Consider the following 14,758-nt stretch of genomic DNA (forward strand, 5'->3'; position numbering starts at 1 on the left):
GCACCGACCTGCCTGAGTATCGTCCCGATTTCGCGATCGTGGTGTTGGACGAACAATTCAATATGTCGGGAGTCAATAGAGTAGCGTCTCGAATTGTGCACCATAGCTATGTTTGACAACCGAACCGATGCTGGCGAGCGGTTGGCCGCCCTCCTCACCGAGCGCGAGATCGAAGCCGACATCGTGCTTGCGGTGCCGAGGGGTGGACTCCCGGCCGGTCGGGCGGTCGCCGACAGGCTCGCGGTCCCGCTCGATATCGTCTCCGCACGGAAGATCGGCGCGCCGTGGAACGCTGAACTGGCGGTCGGCGCCGTCGCCAGCGACGGCAGCGTCTGGCTCAACGACGCGCTCATCGACCAAGCCGGCATCGACGACGACTACATCGACGACCAGCGCGAACGCGAGCGGGCGGCTGCCCGCCAGCGCGTCGACAGCTACCGCGGCGACCGACCGCCGCTGGACCTGGACGGCAAGCGAGTCGTCGTCGTCGACGACGGCATCGCCACGGGCGCCACGATGCGAGCCTGCCTCAGGCAGATCGCCGCCGCCGGTGCCGACCGGATCGTGCTGGCGGTTCCGGTCGCCCCGCCGGACACGCTGGAACAACTCGAAGCGTGCGTCGACGAACTCGTCTGCGTGGAGGCGCCCGCAGACTTCGGCGCTGTCGGCCGGTTCTACCGCGCCTTCGATCAAGTCACCGACGAACAAGCCCGTTCGTACCTCACCACCGATGACACCTGACGCACCTCACCACCGATGACACCCGACGCACCTCACCACCGATGACACCCGACGCACCTCACCACCGATGACACCCGACGCACCTCACCACCGATGACATCTCCCACGGATCGCGATCGACACAGCGCTCAGATCGCCGCCCAGCCGACGACCGCTCGCGAAGCGACCGCTGGGGAGTCTTCCAGACTGACCAGACGCGACGTCCTCGTCGGTGCGTTCGCGGGCGCTGGTGCCGTCGCAACCGGTGCAGCGACGACGCCGGCGAGCGCACAGGACGGATCAACTCGAACGATCGAGATGACTGATAACCTTGTGTTCGATCCCGACGAGGCAGCGGTCACCCCGGGAACGACCGTCGTCTGGGAGAACGTGGGTAACGTCGGTCACTCGGTGACAGCGTACGAGGAAGACCTCCCGGCGGACGCAGCGTACTTCGCCTCCGGCGGGTTCGAGTCGGAGGAAGCGGCGCGTTCGGCATACTCCTCGGGCGACCCGGAGAGCGGCGACGTTCCGGGCGGTGAGGCGTACGAGTACACGTTCGAGACGGAGGGAACGTACCCGTACTTCTGTATCCCACACGAGAGCGTCGGAATGCTCGGCACGATCGAGGTGAGCGAAGACGCGGGTCAGACGGACGCACCGTCCGGTCCAGTGATCCCTGATGTCCCCGACGTCGCGAAGACGCTCAGCTTGGTGATCTCGGCCACGCTGGTCGCGACGGTCGGCTTCGCGTACCTCTTCCTCAAATACGGCGGAGACTACGGAATCGATGAAGAGAGTGAGTGACCCAGGGATCGAGAACGCACCGGCCCGCAGGGAGGCGGCCGCCCCGGCTAGCCGACCTCGGCTCTGTACGATTCCTCGGTTTCGATCGCTGTCGGTTACTCGATCTCGATCTCTCGCGATTCCTCAACGTCGGTTCGCGGGAGTGTGACGGTCAACACGCCATTTCGTATCTTCGCGGTCACGGCGTCCTTCTCGACCTCGGCCGGGAGGGTGATCGACCGCCGAACCGACTCGTGTCGGCGCTCGCGTCGCAGGACTCGCTCGTCGTCCTCGCGGGCTTCGGTCGATTCGTCGCGCTCGGCGGTGATCCGAAGGGTGTTGTCGGTGACGCTCACCGACACGTCCTCGCGGTCGAACCCCGGGAGGTCGACGGTCGCGACGAATTCGTCGTCGTACTCCACGAGGTCGATGGGGGCATGCTCCTCCTCGTCGACGAACTTCTCCCCGGACCACGAGCTCGTTGCCGCCTCGATCTGGCGGTTCATGCGCTCGATGAGCTGTTCCACGTCCTCGAATGGGTCGTTTCGCGATGACATCTGGGATTCGTCTGTGCGTTCGTTGACCGTCGCAAAATACGCTCCGTCGATCGGACTGGCGTGACAACGACTGCGCTGCGGGTCTTGGCCGGCGCCGCACGGCGGGAAGCGTCGATACATACACGTCGCCGTGGCGCGTTTCTGTTGTACCTGCGGCGGATCTCGCCGCGAGGGACCGACTGCCCATGTACGACTGCGATGCGATCGCCGCCGAGCTCAACGCCGCGGACGCAGACCCCAGGCTCGCCCCGGCGCACGTGCGGTGTCTCCCGAGCTCGGATGGCATGAGTGCCGTCCTCCTCATGGGTGTCGTCCACGATCACCCCGCAAGCGTGTTCCGGGTGTCATACCTCCTCGAGGCGTTCCCGCCGGACGTCCTCGCGGTCGAACTCCCGCCGCTGTCGGTGCCGTTGTTCCACCGCTACGCCCGCGACACACACACGCCGCCGCGCCTCGGCGGCGAGATGAGCGCGGCAATTCGGGCCGCTGGTGACGCGCGCGTGGTCGGCGTCGACGCCCCGACCCGGCGGTACGTCCGCGCGCTGGTCGAGCGCCTCCGCGACGACCCGGATGCGCGGTCGATCGCGCGGACCGTTTTCGCGGATCTCGGTCGCGGACTCGTACAGGCAGGGGCGTGTCGGATCGGCGCCGTCGTCGCCGCAGTCACCCCCTACACGCCTCGGGTCTACACACATATCGCCTACGAGGCGACGCTCCTCGACGACCCCGACACGCAGGCCGACCACGAGTCGACCCACCTCGCACAGCACCGCGCGTTCGTGGGCGCGGTCGATCCCCCGCCAGAAACCGCGCTTGTCGACGACACGCGCGAGGAGGTGATGGCCGCCCGCGTCGCCACGCTTCGACAATCTGGGGATGTCGCAGTCATCGTCGGGATGAGTCACCTCGACGGGCTCGAACGGCGCCTCAAGCGAGGCGACCCGGCCCCCAATAAACGGTAGCACAGTCAATGGCCCGCGGCTATGTGGTGAGCGATCGATCCTTTGGTCGACATGTCGACCAGTAACTGGTGGCACGGACGCGGTCGGCGGCACCACTCCGGGGGGCCACACCAGCAACACACCGGAAGCCCACACCGATGACCACGCAACACGGGAATACCGACGGATGGAAACGACTGGTGACGACCAACGGGCTCCCGATCGGGTGGGCCCGCCGGGGCAGCGACGACGAGTGGTACGTCAGGCCGAAGCCTGGACTGTTGCGGGGATGCGACTCGTGGATTGCCCCTTCGTGGCGCGATCGGGGACGGCTCACGATCGACCCGTCTGTGATCGTCGGGGAGGGTGAGGGAACTGTCGTGCTCGCAACCGGCTCGGAGCCGGAATCGCTGCTCGGAGGTGATACGGACGATGACGACTCTGTCGACGATACGACTGAGCGACCGCCGGATATTCAGCCCTGACCTGTCGGCAGAACCGCCTGGGATCGTACGGTTCGGCGTGGCAAAGAAGTCGGCGGCGTTCGTTGATCCGGCCGTTCAGCGGTTCTCGATGCCGGATTCTAGAGGTTCTTTTTGAGCCTGACCTCGTCGGACCCGATATCGTCGACCCTGGAGGTGCGGAGTTCGTACGTCTCCTCGCCTTCCTCGGCCCAACCGAGGCGTCGTCGAACGCTCTGTGAGAGACCCATCGACGGTTTCACGTGCGCCATCGACCCGGACGTCTGATCGATCGTGCCGATCTCGTCGCCGTCGGCAGTTACCACGCGCTTCCCCTCGTCTTCGGCCCTGAAGTTTCGTGTCATGTGTGCTGATACTCGTTGGGTTCTCCGTTCGATCCCACGTCGCAGGACGCCGGCAGCCGGGTTCGATGTTCGACCGACCGACATCCTAATTGTCACCGTCCTTGAATATGAACGCTGACCATCGGAGTCGAACGCGTTCAAGTCGGGGCGGACTTCCGGCGTGCTCCCGGCACGTTGAGATCGTACAGATCAGTTATGTCTCTCCTCGTAGCGCTATCATGTCCGGTTCGTAGCCGTCGCTACCAGGGTCTTTCACCGGTGACAGCGAACGCTCAGCCGCACGAATGAGTGTCCACGCGACGGTCGCGGTGGCGCCGCGCCAGTTCGTCCTCGGTCGAACGCTGACCGTCGCGGGCGACGCCCGGATCGAGATCGAATCACTGGTTCCGATCGAGACCCGGATCGCACCGTACCTCACAGTCGTCGCTTCCGACCCGAGAACGGTGTGTGATCTCGTCGCCGCGGAGCCGGCCGTCGAGCGCGCCGAACCGGTCCACCGAAGCGACGACGAGTGGGTGCTGTGCGTCCACTGGGGCGACCAACAGCCTCCCCTACTCGCGGCGCTGGCCGACGCCGGTGCCGCCTGCGTTGAGGCCGTCGCAACGAACGGGACGTGGCACCTCACACTCCGTTTTCACAGCCACGAGCGGCTCGCGGACTGCTATCACCGCTGCGTGGAGCAGGGAGTCCGGCTGACCGTCAAGCGGGTCCACGACGCCAGCGGTGGCCGCTCGTCCTCACGCGCGTCGGGGGCGTTGGCACTCACGAGCGCGCAACGAGAGGCGCTCGCGACCGCATACGAGACGGGCTACTTCGCGGTGCCCCGGGAGGTGACGCTCGCCGAGGTCGCCGACCGGCTCGAGATATCGGACACCGCAACGTCACAGCGGCTTCGACGGGGGATGCAGCGGGTGTTGGCCGAGACCTTCTCCGCTACTTCGGTCGAACGCTGACCGCGGGTGCGTGGGCCCGGAGTGTGCTCTCGGGTTCGAGGTCGAGCTGACGGTTCCGTGGTCAGCGTTCCTGGTCGACTACCTCGAACAGCTCGTCCCAACCATCGTCCGCCGGTAATTGATCGCGTATCTGGCGGATCTCGTTGGGTGAGACCACTTCAGTTACCACATCGAGGACGACGCGGGCGTGATACGCGGCATCGGCTCGGTCGTCGCGGTCCGTCATCCCCTCGCGTTCCCACACGCGGGTGATGAATTCGGACCAGTCGAACCGCTGGCCGTGGTCGGCGACGGCGTCCGTCAGGTAGTAATCGATCTCCATCGGGAGCGACCCGGCAAGGTCGTTCGCCTCTCCCTCCTGGACGCGTTCGCCGAGCGTCGTCAGGGTGGCGCGGATCGCGCGGACCGCCTCCCCGGTTCCCGGAAGCGACAGTCGATGCTGGACCTGCCCAGTGAACTCGTCGAAGTTCATACACTGACATGTCGTCCTCCAGTGGCATGAGTGACGACGCCGCTTCCCACACTGTGATGAGGCGGTAGAACCGCGGGGTCTCGACGGCCAGCTGAACTGCCCCCCACTCGGATCGCTCGGCCCCCATTTATCGCGGTCGTCCCGTTACGAATGGCGGCGTTCGACGTGGACCGCTACGGCGGTGATTTAATGCTGACAGTTATGAGCCTCGTTGGCGAACTGTGAGGTATGGTACTCGATGTCGAGACGCCCGCTCAGCCCGATCTGACGAATCGCCCAATCCCAAGTGTCGTCGACGTCGACGAGGCGGTCGACTCGGACAGCGATCTCCGTCGCGAGGAACTGGAAGCGGCCCTCGCAGATGGGGCGTGGGCGGAAGGGTTCCGAGAGTGGGGAGAATATACGGATCTGATTGAAGCGGAGGTACAAGCGCTCGCCGACGCGGAGGTGTTCGGTGAGTTGGACTTCTTCTGGGACCCGACCGAACAACGGATCCGGCACGAACTGCCGGCGATAACCGACCTTGACGGGATCGATCCGGACCTCGAGAGTCGAGCGGCGGTCGAGCTCTCGGAGTTGTGCCAGACCGTGATCGAGACGGTCGAACACGGATACCTCGACTGGGGCTCCGATGGCGGCGCCGACGAGTCGTGGACGGCCGAGACGTTCGAAGGAGACGGGCCTCCTGAACCGTGACGCCCGGTTCTCGGCGGAGTGTACCCCGGTTTCCACCGCGTTGGGGTCGAGAACGGGTATTAACTGCTGTTCGGTCTAGACTCTATGCGATGGCCACAACCATCGAACTCAACGACGACCTCACCGAACGGATCGAGGGCCATTTGGAGGAAGACGAGACCGTCGAGGAGTTCCTCCAAGAACTGCTCTCGATATACGAACAGGAGGGGCGATTCCTCCATGAAGGAGTGTAAAACAGACGCGCACGGGGGCGTGCGTCCGACCAACCACAGCGTCGGGCGTTCAAGCACGTCCCGTCGCCCGTTATTGCGGCTGGGGGGTGGGTTCGAGCAAACGCGAGTACTATACGGGCACGAGAACGGCCACGGAACCATTCGAACGCTGAGCGATAATTCCACAAACACCTTCCCCCGAACACCGATACAGTACGCTATCGAAATGATCGTACAGTCTCCCAATGCTCACAGCAGGACTCGTCCGCAAGTGGCGGCTCCCGGAACTGCAACCGTCGTTGTATCGGACACGAACGTGTGTCGGTTCGGGGCAGACGTCGCACCCGCCGCGTTCGCACGTCGTGTCTCCTCTCGTCGATCGGCGGTGAATCCGGCGTGACGCCGTCGGCGCAGTCGATCACGTTCGGCGTACTCGGCACCGCGGAGATCGCCCGAACGGCGGTGATTCCGGGGATACGGGCCAGCAATCACACCGTCGAGGCAGTCGCCTCCCGCGACGGCGAGCGCGCACGAGCGTTCGCGGAGGCGGAGTCGATCCCGCGGAGCTACGGATCGTACGTCGACCTGCTATCAGACGAGGCTATCGACGCCGTGTATGTCCCGTTGCCCAACGGGCTCCACGCCGAGTGGACGACGCGCGCGGCCGACGCCGGGCTCGACGTGCTCTGTGAGAAACCGCTCGCAGTCGATGCGGCAGAGGCACGCGCCGTCCTTGACCACTGTCGCGACCAAGGTGTCACTCTCATGGAGGGCTACATGTATCGATATCACCCACGGACCGAACGGGTTCTGGCCCTCGCCGCTGAGGAACTCGCGGACGTTCGAACGGTGACCTCGACGTTCCGGTTCCCGCTGTACGACCGTCCGGGCGACGTCCGACTGCGACCGGACCTCGCCGGCGGGTCGCTCATGGACGTCGGGTGCTACCCGGTCTCGCTCGCGAGGGCGGTGCTCGGCGACCCCGACCGCGTGTACGCGCACAGCAACGACACCCGAGACGCCGGCGTCGACACGGAGCTCGCGGGGGTGCTGGAGTACGAAGACGGCCGATCGGCGCGCGTCGCCTCCGGGTTCGACACGCAGCTGGTCCAGCAGTACCGGATCGACGCGAGAAACGGCTGGATCGCGGTCGAACAGGCGTTCGACGCGCCCGATGACGAACCGGTATCGATCGAGTACGAGATCGACGGCAGACACGGCGTCGAGACGTTCGACCCGGTCGACCAGTACCGCCTCGAGGTGGAGCACTTCGCAGACTGCGTCGCCACCGACGGATCGCCGCGGACCGACGGCGAAGCAGCGATCGCGACGATGCGAGTGCTCGACGCACTGTCCGACAGCGCGGCCGAAGGCTGTGCGGTCGACGTCGAGTGAGTGGACCCGTCCGGCAGTGCTCGGTGTTTCTGCCCAATACTCAGAGCGTCCCTCCCATGGAATCGGGGAGTGAAGGACGCTCTCTGAGGTAGCGCGGCGTCTGGGTGACGACGCCACGAAAGGCTACGCGTAACTGCGCGAGGTACCTCTCGGACTATTCATCCGGTCGTCGGTAGGCAAGCCAGCCCAGCAACAGCGACATCGAGACGACGACGCTCGCGGCTCCGAACCCGGGGGCGGATCCGGCGGTCGTACCAGTCTGGACTTCGGAGACGTGCGTCTCTTCGGTGTCGGAATCAGTTAGGGTCGCGGCCGGCGTATCAGTCTGCGTCGCAGTGGCCGTCGGTGCTGGCGTCGGCGGTACGGTGGTGTTGGTCGAACCGTTCGTGGCGGTAATCGTCTCGGTGGCAGTTGCGTTGGCCGTCGTATTTCCAGTGCCGTTGGCAGCTTGAACCGTCACGTTACCGACGACCGTCGAATTAAGCTTCACGGCGTAGACACCGGGCGAGTCGAACCGGACGGTGAAGCTCACCCGCCGCTGTTCTTGCTCGGGAATCTCGACGGCTGTGTTCTCACCCATCGCTGTCCCGTTGCTGTACACGCTGGTCTCGAAGGTCCCGTCGTCGTCACCTTCGTTTTCGACGATGCCCGACACATTGACCGGTTCACCGGGTGCGACCGACGTCCGGTTGAGCGAGGTTCCCACGATGGAGAACAGGGGTTCGGGCGGTGCGCTAGCGTCGCCGCCGCCACCGCCGCCACTGCCGCTGCTACCACCGCCGCTGTTGCCGTTGTCGTCGTTGTCGCTATCCTCGTTGCTCCTCTCGTCGGTCCCGGTATCCTCTGGGGTAGCGGTTTGTGTCGGCGTTGGGGTCTGGGTCGGCGTTGGCGTCTGGGTTGGTTCTGGAGTCTGGGTCGACGTTGGCGTCTGAGTCGGTGTCGAAGTTGCCGAGTCGGTATCGACCGCCAGCTCGACGCTGTTGAACGCCCCCGGCGAGACGCTCTCCCCGTCGCCGCCGGAGAGTTTCGTGTCGGCTTCGACGAACGTCAGCTGCGTGGAGCCGGTGGCGTCCTCGGAGACGGTGAGCTTCAGTTCTGCGAGTACGGGATCGTTCGTTTCCTCGGGTCGGAGCTGATTGAACGCCACCCAGCCACCGTCGTTGTTCACGTTCACAACCGGGTTCTCGAAGTCGTCGCTCCCGGAGACGCTGTCGACGGTCACGACACTGGGATCGAACGTGAGGTTCGCCTGGTAGCCACGCACCGCCGTCGCGTTGGCCCAGACATGCACAGTGACCGTGTCACCGGGAGCTGCGTCGATGGTACCGTCGGGGGACCCAGTAACCGTGTCATCGGCCGAAATTGCGTCTGCAGACACCGGGGTAACTGCGGCGACTACCATCGGAAGCGTGCCGACGACAACGATCAGGGCGGCCACGACGACGATCCCCCCACCGTCTCTCATTGGCTCCCTCCTGCGAAGTTGTCGACCGCGACAGCGTCACTGATGTCGACATCACCGTCGCCGTCAACGTCCGCGGCCGTCCGGTTGATATCCACGTCCTCGCCGGCTATCGAGCGCTGGATTCGGGTCACGTCGTCATCGTCGATGTCACCGTCGCCATCGGCGTCTCCGACCGCGGCGTCCCTCGGGTCGTAGTCGACGATCAACGTCGGCGGGGTGCCGCTTCTGACGCCTTTGATATCCCAGCCGTCCGAGCCTAGCGGTCGGAACACCCAGCCCCTGTTGCGCGCGCCGTCCACCCAGGCTTGCACGCTTGTAGTCACGTCGACCGTCGTCTCGCCCGTCTCGACTGCGCCGGTCTCCGTCTCTGGCTCGGAGACGGCGTCTAACCCATCGGCCTGGATACCGCCGCCCACCGAAGCCCACGTGGACTCTGGTGTCCAACCCGTCCGTAGTCGGTGGACCGCGGCGCCGTCGCCGGCGTCTGCGGTCTGGAGCCGCAACGTGGCTTCGGTGATCGTAGCTCCGGGAGGAATTTGGCTGTCGCCGAGTCCGACGATACCATCGAACCGGAGGAGGACCTGTGTGGCATAACCGGTCCCTTGGGGATTGTCTCCGTCGGTTGACAGGCTCTCGACTGTGCCGTAGCTCGATTCCGGGTCGGCGGCCCGTAGCATCGTGTCGGCCGCGCCTTCGTAGCCGTCTGTCCCCTGTTGGAACGTCGCGGAGGGGTCGTCCGGTTCATCCGGCTCTTCGGATGACGACCCGAACCGTGCGTCGAAGTCCAGATCGAACCCGAACTTCGAGTCGCCGTCGGTCTTTTCATCGCCTGTGCTCGGAGAGTACGTCCGCACCTGGATCCGGTCCGGCGCGTCCGACCCACCCCCGGGTCGGAACTCGATGCGACGCATGAAGCCGTTCCCACCGTTGGGTACGCCGAACTGGTAGTTCGCGAGCAGTTCGTACACCTCCGAGTCGGCGGCATTCGTCGACACTTGGTGGACTTCGCCGTCGTCCTCGTGCCAGTGGCCACAGAGGACCATGAACACCTGCTCGTTCGGTGAGATGAGTTCCTCCCAGAGCGTCTGGCCCGTGTTGCCGATGTTGTTCGCTTCTTGGAGGTTCCGCCCGCGCCGCTTCGGCGAGTCACGGAGATACGAGTGCGTGGTGACGATCGTCGCTCGGTCCGGGTGGTCGTCGAGGACGCGTTGGGCCCACCCCAACGGGGTCGACGAGTCGTCGACCGACCCTGGCGTCTCCCATTCCAACGCAAGATGCATGAAGTCGTAGCCGCCTGCGGAGAACAACTGGTAGCTGTTGAGGTTGTCCCGGTTCTCGTCGCCGTTGGTCGGACCCGCACCGCCGAACCAGTCCCGCTGTGCGTACCGCGAGGGACCGAAGCGCTCCTTGTATCTGGCAATTCCAGAGAGGCGGTCCCACAGCTCCACGTAGTCGTGGTTACCCGTGACGGACGCGTACGGGACTACCCCATCAAGCGTGGACAAGGCGTCGTCGATGTACTGCCACTCGGCGTCATCGTCGCCGTTTTCGACCAGGTCGCCCTCGTGGCTCGCGAATACGATGTTCTCCGCGTCGGCGTTGTCGGCGATCCATTCGGTCTGATCCTTGGCGTAGGATGTCTTGTTTTCAGCATAGTTCTGGGTATCGGGGAGCGCGACGACTGTCCAGTAGTCGTCGGACTCCTGAGCGCTGCCCCCGACCGTCCCGAGCGTCGCAACGCCGACGCCGGCGCCGATGGTTCCCAGCAGTCGGCGCCGCGTCGTCGTGACTGCGCGTTCGGTACTGTCTCTAGGCATCTGTACGCCCCGTTCCGAGATGGGCGGGGGGTCGACCCCTCCATCCCCCCGCCAGCCGATGGTGTTGCGGCTGCCACCAGCTGTCTGTACGTATTTGTGACAAATGCATTTGTGGTTATTCGGACATTTGCTCTTTCGTAGGGAAGCGAATAGTTATGACTCGGTTATCGCAGTATGGGCCGTCTTCTGCTGTGATTGTGCGGCAGCTACCCTGTCAGAACGGAGTTATCACCGCCCAGCTTGGACGGTTCCGCGACGCTGTACCTCGGCCTGTCTCTCTGTACTGGGTCCATGCGCTCCGTGGAAACCTAGTTTCAGTCCATCGCCTCGATCTTGTGTGGTGAGTCCAGCGACTTGACGGTCTCCACGATATCGGTGTCGAGGTTGTGCTCGCTCCAGTTTCGCTTGCGGGGGATGGCTGCGTGGTACGTCGATACGCCCTCGAACAGCTCCCGAAAGGCTGCCCGTTCTTGTTCGACGACCGCATCGAGGGCGGCGACCATCGAGCCGCCGTCGACGAGGGAATCGTAAGCGTGGAAGTACTCCCTGAGCCGCCCGTCCCATTCGAAGTTACAGATCGCGCTGGTGGCCGACATCGCGGCTTCTGTGGAAATCCGTTCCACGGAGAAGGTTTCCATCTTCGGCGCGGCCTCAAGGAAAACGACGTTATCGACGCTCGCCTCCTCGAGATACTCCGACCGCGGATACCGGTCGGAGATGTTGGTGAACTCACGGCCGCTGTCGTCGAGATACGCGTCGTTCAGGTAGGAAACGGCCGTCTCCGGGAGCGACCCGGTTCTGTCGACCCGCGCGTCGATGAAGTCGTAGACCTCGCCGCGCAGGCGCGCCACGTTGGTGGCGTACTGGCGTTCGATTTCGGGGAAGGACTCGATGTTGTACGGCTGGAGATTCACGCCGAGGGGATACCCCACGGCCGTCCCGTCCGCGCTCACCCAGAGCCGGTCATCAGACAGGAAGTCTGCTCCCTGACGCAACAGCGAGAGTAGTATGTTGGTCTTGCCGGCTCCGCGCCAGGCCGGGAACAGCGTCGTCTGCCCGTCGAACCGGACCCCGGAGGCGTGTATCAGTGCCTGCCCCGTCGCGGCTCGCTCCTGTCGGATACGGAATTCGATCGGGTAGATTGTGTAGAACGGCTCGAACCCGTGTGTCACTTTGAGGTGGTCCCACCCTGGTTCGACAGCCATGAAGTCCGACCCGTTCCGGATGACGAACTCCTCGCCCGTCCACCCGTAGTGATCGTTGGGGTCACCGAGAACGATCTCGGCCTCCACATCCGCTGTCGTCTCTTCGACGATGATGTCGGGGTCGTCAACTGGCGTGCTGGTCGCGAAGTGGTCGTACATCTGGCGGAACTGACGGCTCGTCCGCCCGCCCTCCCCCAGGACTGTCACTGTAAGGTCGCCGAAGAATTCGTACGAGTGTTGATTCATAGAGCCCCCGATAACTTCCGATCGCTTCCCGGACCGATACAGGCGGTCTTTAAATTCATCCTCTCTGATTCTGCGATATCCCGGTATATGATTATGGATGGTACAGCGTACCACGACAGCCGATACTGAAGAGACCAATCCGTTGGCGCGATGCTTCACCGTTCGGTCCAGCAATCGACGAAAACGCCGGAGGTACATCCAGGATACTTACCACTGAGACTCGGACGGTCGCTCGCGGGGATCCCTCCCGTCGTTTACCACGTACAGTCCGTTCGCACTTCAGTCGGCTCCGGATACCCTACTCAGGTTGAACGTGAACGGTATGGTGAATTAGATACTCGGCGTGACCAGTGTGGTCGCTGGCCGATCACCGGCTTGGTTCGTTGAGCGCAGATGGTCCTACTGGTAGGCAACCCAGCAAACGTCGTCGGATTGGTGGTGCACTCGACAGATTCTCTCGCTCGTTGGCCAGCACACAAGTTGCTATGCTTCTGTAGAAATCCTCAGCCGGCGGTAACGTTTCGATGCCGTGCTGAATACAGATGAATCAGCTATCACCGTGAAATCTGGTGAGACTACATTCTGGGCAGATGTAGCAAGCCAAATATTCCCTTTGAGGTCGAGAGCACCGAATAAACCACCAGAGTTGATGCGTATTCCGCCGCCCCTGTACGAAGTCTTGAGCTCCATCTTCTTCACTCTACATCCCAGTCAGGACATGAAGGCATGGGCAAATGATTCCGAGTTGTACCTATTAACGGTGGGTTCACACGTCTAACAACAAACTCCACTATTCGAGGTACTGGTTCACGACCGTTCGGTGCTCGGCTGCGCGTTCGCTCCGTTTCTCTGGTGACGCGTCCTGGTACCAGAGCGGGAGGCTCGCCATCGCGCCCAATCGGGCGACGAGTCGGTACTCGTCTATCCGTTCTCGCGTCGGTTCGTCGAACGACCAGTCGGTTCGGGTTTCCGCGTATGCAGTACGGAAGGCTTCACGGAGCCGATTCGTCCATTCGGGACCGTCGGCTATCGGGCTCAACAGGTAGAACTCCGTCTGTGCGAGGTTGTACGCTGGCTCCGCCGACGAGAGGTTCGCCCAGTCGAGAACCGCACATGTGCGACCTGTGTCTGGCTCGATTAGGAGGTTTCCAATGCGGTAATCCCAGTGGCAGTACGTCGGCTCTTCGGGCGCTGGCAGGGCAGGAATACGCTCCCGTACGTACTCCCGCAGTTCCGGTACGAGATCGGCGAAACGCTCCGGGTCGTCTGTGAGGTTCGGGTAGAAGCCTCCATCTGCGAGTCTGTCGAGCGTCTCCTCACAGTCAGCCAAGACTGCCTCGCGGAAGTCGTCGTGTCGGGGATGGTCGTCCGTATCGAGAACACACAATTCACCGTCTTGCACTCCGATTTTGCCTGCTGCAGGCAGTGAACCGAGTTCGTGGAGTTCCGCGAGGTTCTCACCAGCCTCTCGAAGTAGGGTCTCACGTGCAGCCTCTGAGAGTTCCGCTAATTTCCCTTCGTAGTTTTCTCCCTCAACGTATTCCATCACGTAGAACGGAGCGGGATATCGATCGTGGTCGTCACAGTACCCAAACACCTCTGGAACAGGGATCGTGGTTTCTCGGTGTACGAGTTCCAATAACCGGGGCTCTGACCGGGCAACAATCGGATCGACGAAGTCAGCTGTCGTCGCCTTCAGAACGACAGACCGGCGCTCCGGCGTTCGAACGTCAAGAATAGCAACCAGGTCAGTTCCGTGCGGGCTCCGTTCGATAGCTGTGACACGCCACTCCGGCTCGATCTCCGCGACCATCCCACGCACCCCCGAATCAGATACCTGCTCGGTGTCTGATCCGGGTGCTTCCTCCGTCATGGAAGGAATTCTTTTTGACATGTATGAAAACATGTCTATCCACAAATTCGACGACTAGCGACCCGTCGATAGCACGGTTCCAACCCCCCTTGGAGGATACACTGCAGTTCTTGGTGTGGAACGCCTGAATTAGATTATTTCAGGGTTTTATTCTATCTGTGATCTGAATTGCTACGTACAGAATGCCTTCCTATCGGTGTTCGGATGGTATGTCACTTGTAGCCTGAAATGCCTCAGAGATCGCACCAATGCTACCGAAGAGAATCAGTCCTGTTCCGATGGTCAAAACAATGAGTGGAGACAGGAGTTCGGCGACAACCCAATAGGCGTCAGTGAACGCAGAAGCGAGTTCTAGTACACTCCAGTTGAGAAGTACAAGTCCAATGGCGATTGGGAGAGTATACGGCAGGGTTCGAACCGCTACACGGTATGATGGTGATGCCGTATCGGAGGGCACAGGCTGGACAATTCCTTCGGTGAGAGTAATACTTCTGTTTTCTTACGATAAACTCGCAGTAGGTACCTACCGGGTTTCCAGACTTCTAGCTCTGTAAAACTGCGATCGGTGGGAGGTTGCGTTGGATACAGAGGATA

The 14,758-nt window shown here is 62.9% G+C and carries 15 protein-coding genes; 8 read left to right on the forward strand and 7 right to left on the reverse strand.

Annotated elements, in window-relative coordinates; all coding sequences use genetic code 11:
• Positions 1-108: 108 nt before the first annotated feature.
• The gene (locus P0Y41_RS16325) at positions 109-741 is read left to right on the forward strand and encodes a phosphoribosyltransferase (protein ID WP_284063492.1); all 633 of its coding nucleotides are present in this window, start codon (positions 109-111) and stop codon (positions 739-741) included.
• 297 nt (positions 742-1,038) lie between these two features.
• A complete protein-coding gene (locus tag P0Y41_RS16330; protein ID WP_284063493.1) occupies positions 1,039-1,527 on the forward strand; it encodes a plastocyanin/azurin family copper-binding protein in 489 nt (162 codons plus the stop codon).
• A 95-nt stretch (positions 1,528-1,622) separates the two neighbouring features.
• Here the strand turns inward: P0Y41_RS16330 and hsp14 are convergent, their stop codons facing one another.
• Positions 1,623-2,063, reverse strand: coding sequence for an archaeal heat shock protein Hsp14 (gene hsp14, locus P0Y41_RS16335; RefSeq protein WP_284063494.1), 441 nt, complete (start codon positions 2,061-2,063; stop codon positions 1,623-1,625).
• A gap of 185 nt (positions 2,064-2,248) precedes the next feature.
• Here hsp14 and P0Y41_RS16340 point away from each other — a divergent pair, with 185 nt between their 5' ends.
• Both P0Y41_RS16340 and P0Y41_RS16345 read left to right on the forward strand, forming a co-directional pair.
• Positions 2,249-3,025: a TraB/GumN family protein gene (locus P0Y41_RS16340; RefSeq protein ID WP_284063495.1), complete on the forward strand. Its 777-nt coding sequence runs from the start codon at positions 2,249-2,251 to the stop codon at positions 3,023-3,025.
• Positions 3,026-3,162: 137 nt separating this feature from the next.
• Positions 3,163-3,489 carry a hypothetical protein gene (locus tag P0Y41_RS16345; protein WP_284063496.1) on the forward strand — a complete coding sequence of 109 codons (327 nt, stop codon included), beginning with the start codon at positions 3,163-3,165 and terminating at the stop codon, positions 3,487-3,489.
• 98 nt (positions 3,490-3,587) lie between these two features.
• Here the strand turns inward: P0Y41_RS16345 and P0Y41_RS16350 are convergent, their stop codons facing one another.
• On the reverse strand, positions 3,588-3,830 hold the full coding sequence (locus tag P0Y41_RS16350; protein WP_284063497.1) for a DUF8593 domain-containing protein: 243 nt from the start codon (positions 3,828-3,830) through the stop codon (positions 3,588-3,590).
• Positions 3,831-4,114: 284 nt separating this feature from the next.
• Between P0Y41_RS16350 and P0Y41_RS16355 the strand changes: the two genes are divergently transcribed.
• Positions 4,115-4,783 carry a helix-turn-helix domain-containing protein gene (locus P0Y41_RS16355; protein ID WP_284063498.1) on the forward strand — a complete coding sequence of 223 codons (669 nt, stop codon included), beginning with the start codon at positions 4,115-4,117 and terminating at the stop codon, positions 4,781-4,783.
• Between the two features lie 61 nt (positions 4,784-4,844).
• On the opposite strand, the gene P0Y41_RS16360 is transcribed toward P0Y41_RS16355, so the two are convergent.
• A complete protein-coding gene (locus P0Y41_RS16360; RefSeq protein ID WP_284063499.1) occupies positions 4,845-5,255 on the reverse strand; it encodes a DUF2267 domain-containing protein in 411 nt (136 codons plus the stop codon).
• A gap of 228 nt (positions 5,256-5,483) precedes the next feature.
• On the opposite strand from P0Y41_RS16360, the gene P0Y41_RS16365 reads away from it, so the two are divergent.
• The 3 genes from P0Y41_RS16365 to P0Y41_RS16375 all read left to right on the forward strand — a co-directional run bounded on the left by P0Y41_RS16365 (position 5,484) and on the right by P0Y41_RS16375 (position 7,558).
• Positions 5,484-5,951 carry a DUF7992 family protein gene (locus P0Y41_RS16365; RefSeq protein ID WP_284063500.1) on the forward strand — a complete coding sequence of 156 codons (468 nt, stop codon included), beginning with the start codon at positions 5,484-5,486 and terminating at the stop codon, positions 5,949-5,951.
• A gap of 89 nt (positions 5,952-6,040) precedes the next feature.
• Entirely contained in the window at positions 6,041-6,184 is a 144-nt protein-coding gene (locus tag P0Y41_RS16370; protein ID WP_284063501.1) for a DUF7557 family protein, read from the forward strand.
• Between the two features lie 375 nt (positions 6,185-6,559).
• Positions 6,560-7,558: a Gfo/Idh/MocA family protein gene (locus tag P0Y41_RS16375; protein ID WP_284063502.1), complete on the forward strand. Its 999-nt coding sequence runs from the start codon at positions 6,560-6,562 to the stop codon at positions 7,556-7,558.
• 154 nt (positions 7,559-7,712) lie between these two features.
• On the opposite strand, the gene P0Y41_RS16380 is transcribed toward P0Y41_RS16375, so the two are convergent.
• From P0Y41_RS16380 to P0Y41_RS16395, 4 genes are all read right to left on the reverse strand, one after another.
• Positions 7,713-9,023: a cohesin domain-containing protein gene (locus tag P0Y41_RS16380; RefSeq protein WP_284063503.1), complete on the reverse strand. Its 1,311-nt coding sequence runs from the start codon at positions 9,021-9,023 to the stop codon at positions 7,713-7,715.
• Positions 9,020-10,840 (reverse strand): DNRLRE domain-containing protein, encoded by a 1,821-nt coding sequence (locus tag P0Y41_RS16385; RefSeq protein WP_284063504.1) that lies wholly within the window; start codon positions 10,838-10,840, stop codon positions 9,020-9,022. Before P0Y41_RS16385 ends, P0Y41_RS16380 begins: the two co-directional genes overlap by 4 nt.
• Positions 10,841-11,154: 314 nt before the next feature.
• Positions 11,155-12,450, reverse strand: coding sequence for a hypothetical protein (locus tag P0Y41_RS16390; RefSeq protein WP_284063505.1), 1,296 nt, complete (start codon positions 12,448-12,450; stop codon positions 11,155-11,157).
• A 631-nt stretch (positions 12,451-13,081) separates the two neighbouring features.
• Positions 13,082-14,164: a phosphotransferase family protein gene (locus P0Y41_RS16395; protein ID WP_284063506.1), complete on the reverse strand. Its 1,083-nt coding sequence runs from the start codon at positions 14,162-14,164 to the stop codon at positions 13,082-13,084.
• Positions 14,165-14,758 lie beyond the last annotated feature (594 nt).

Source organism: Halobaculum halobium (genome assembly GCF_030127145.1).
GTDB lineage: Archaea > Halobacteriota > Halobacteria > Halobacteriales > Haloferacaceae > Halobaculum > Halobaculum halobium.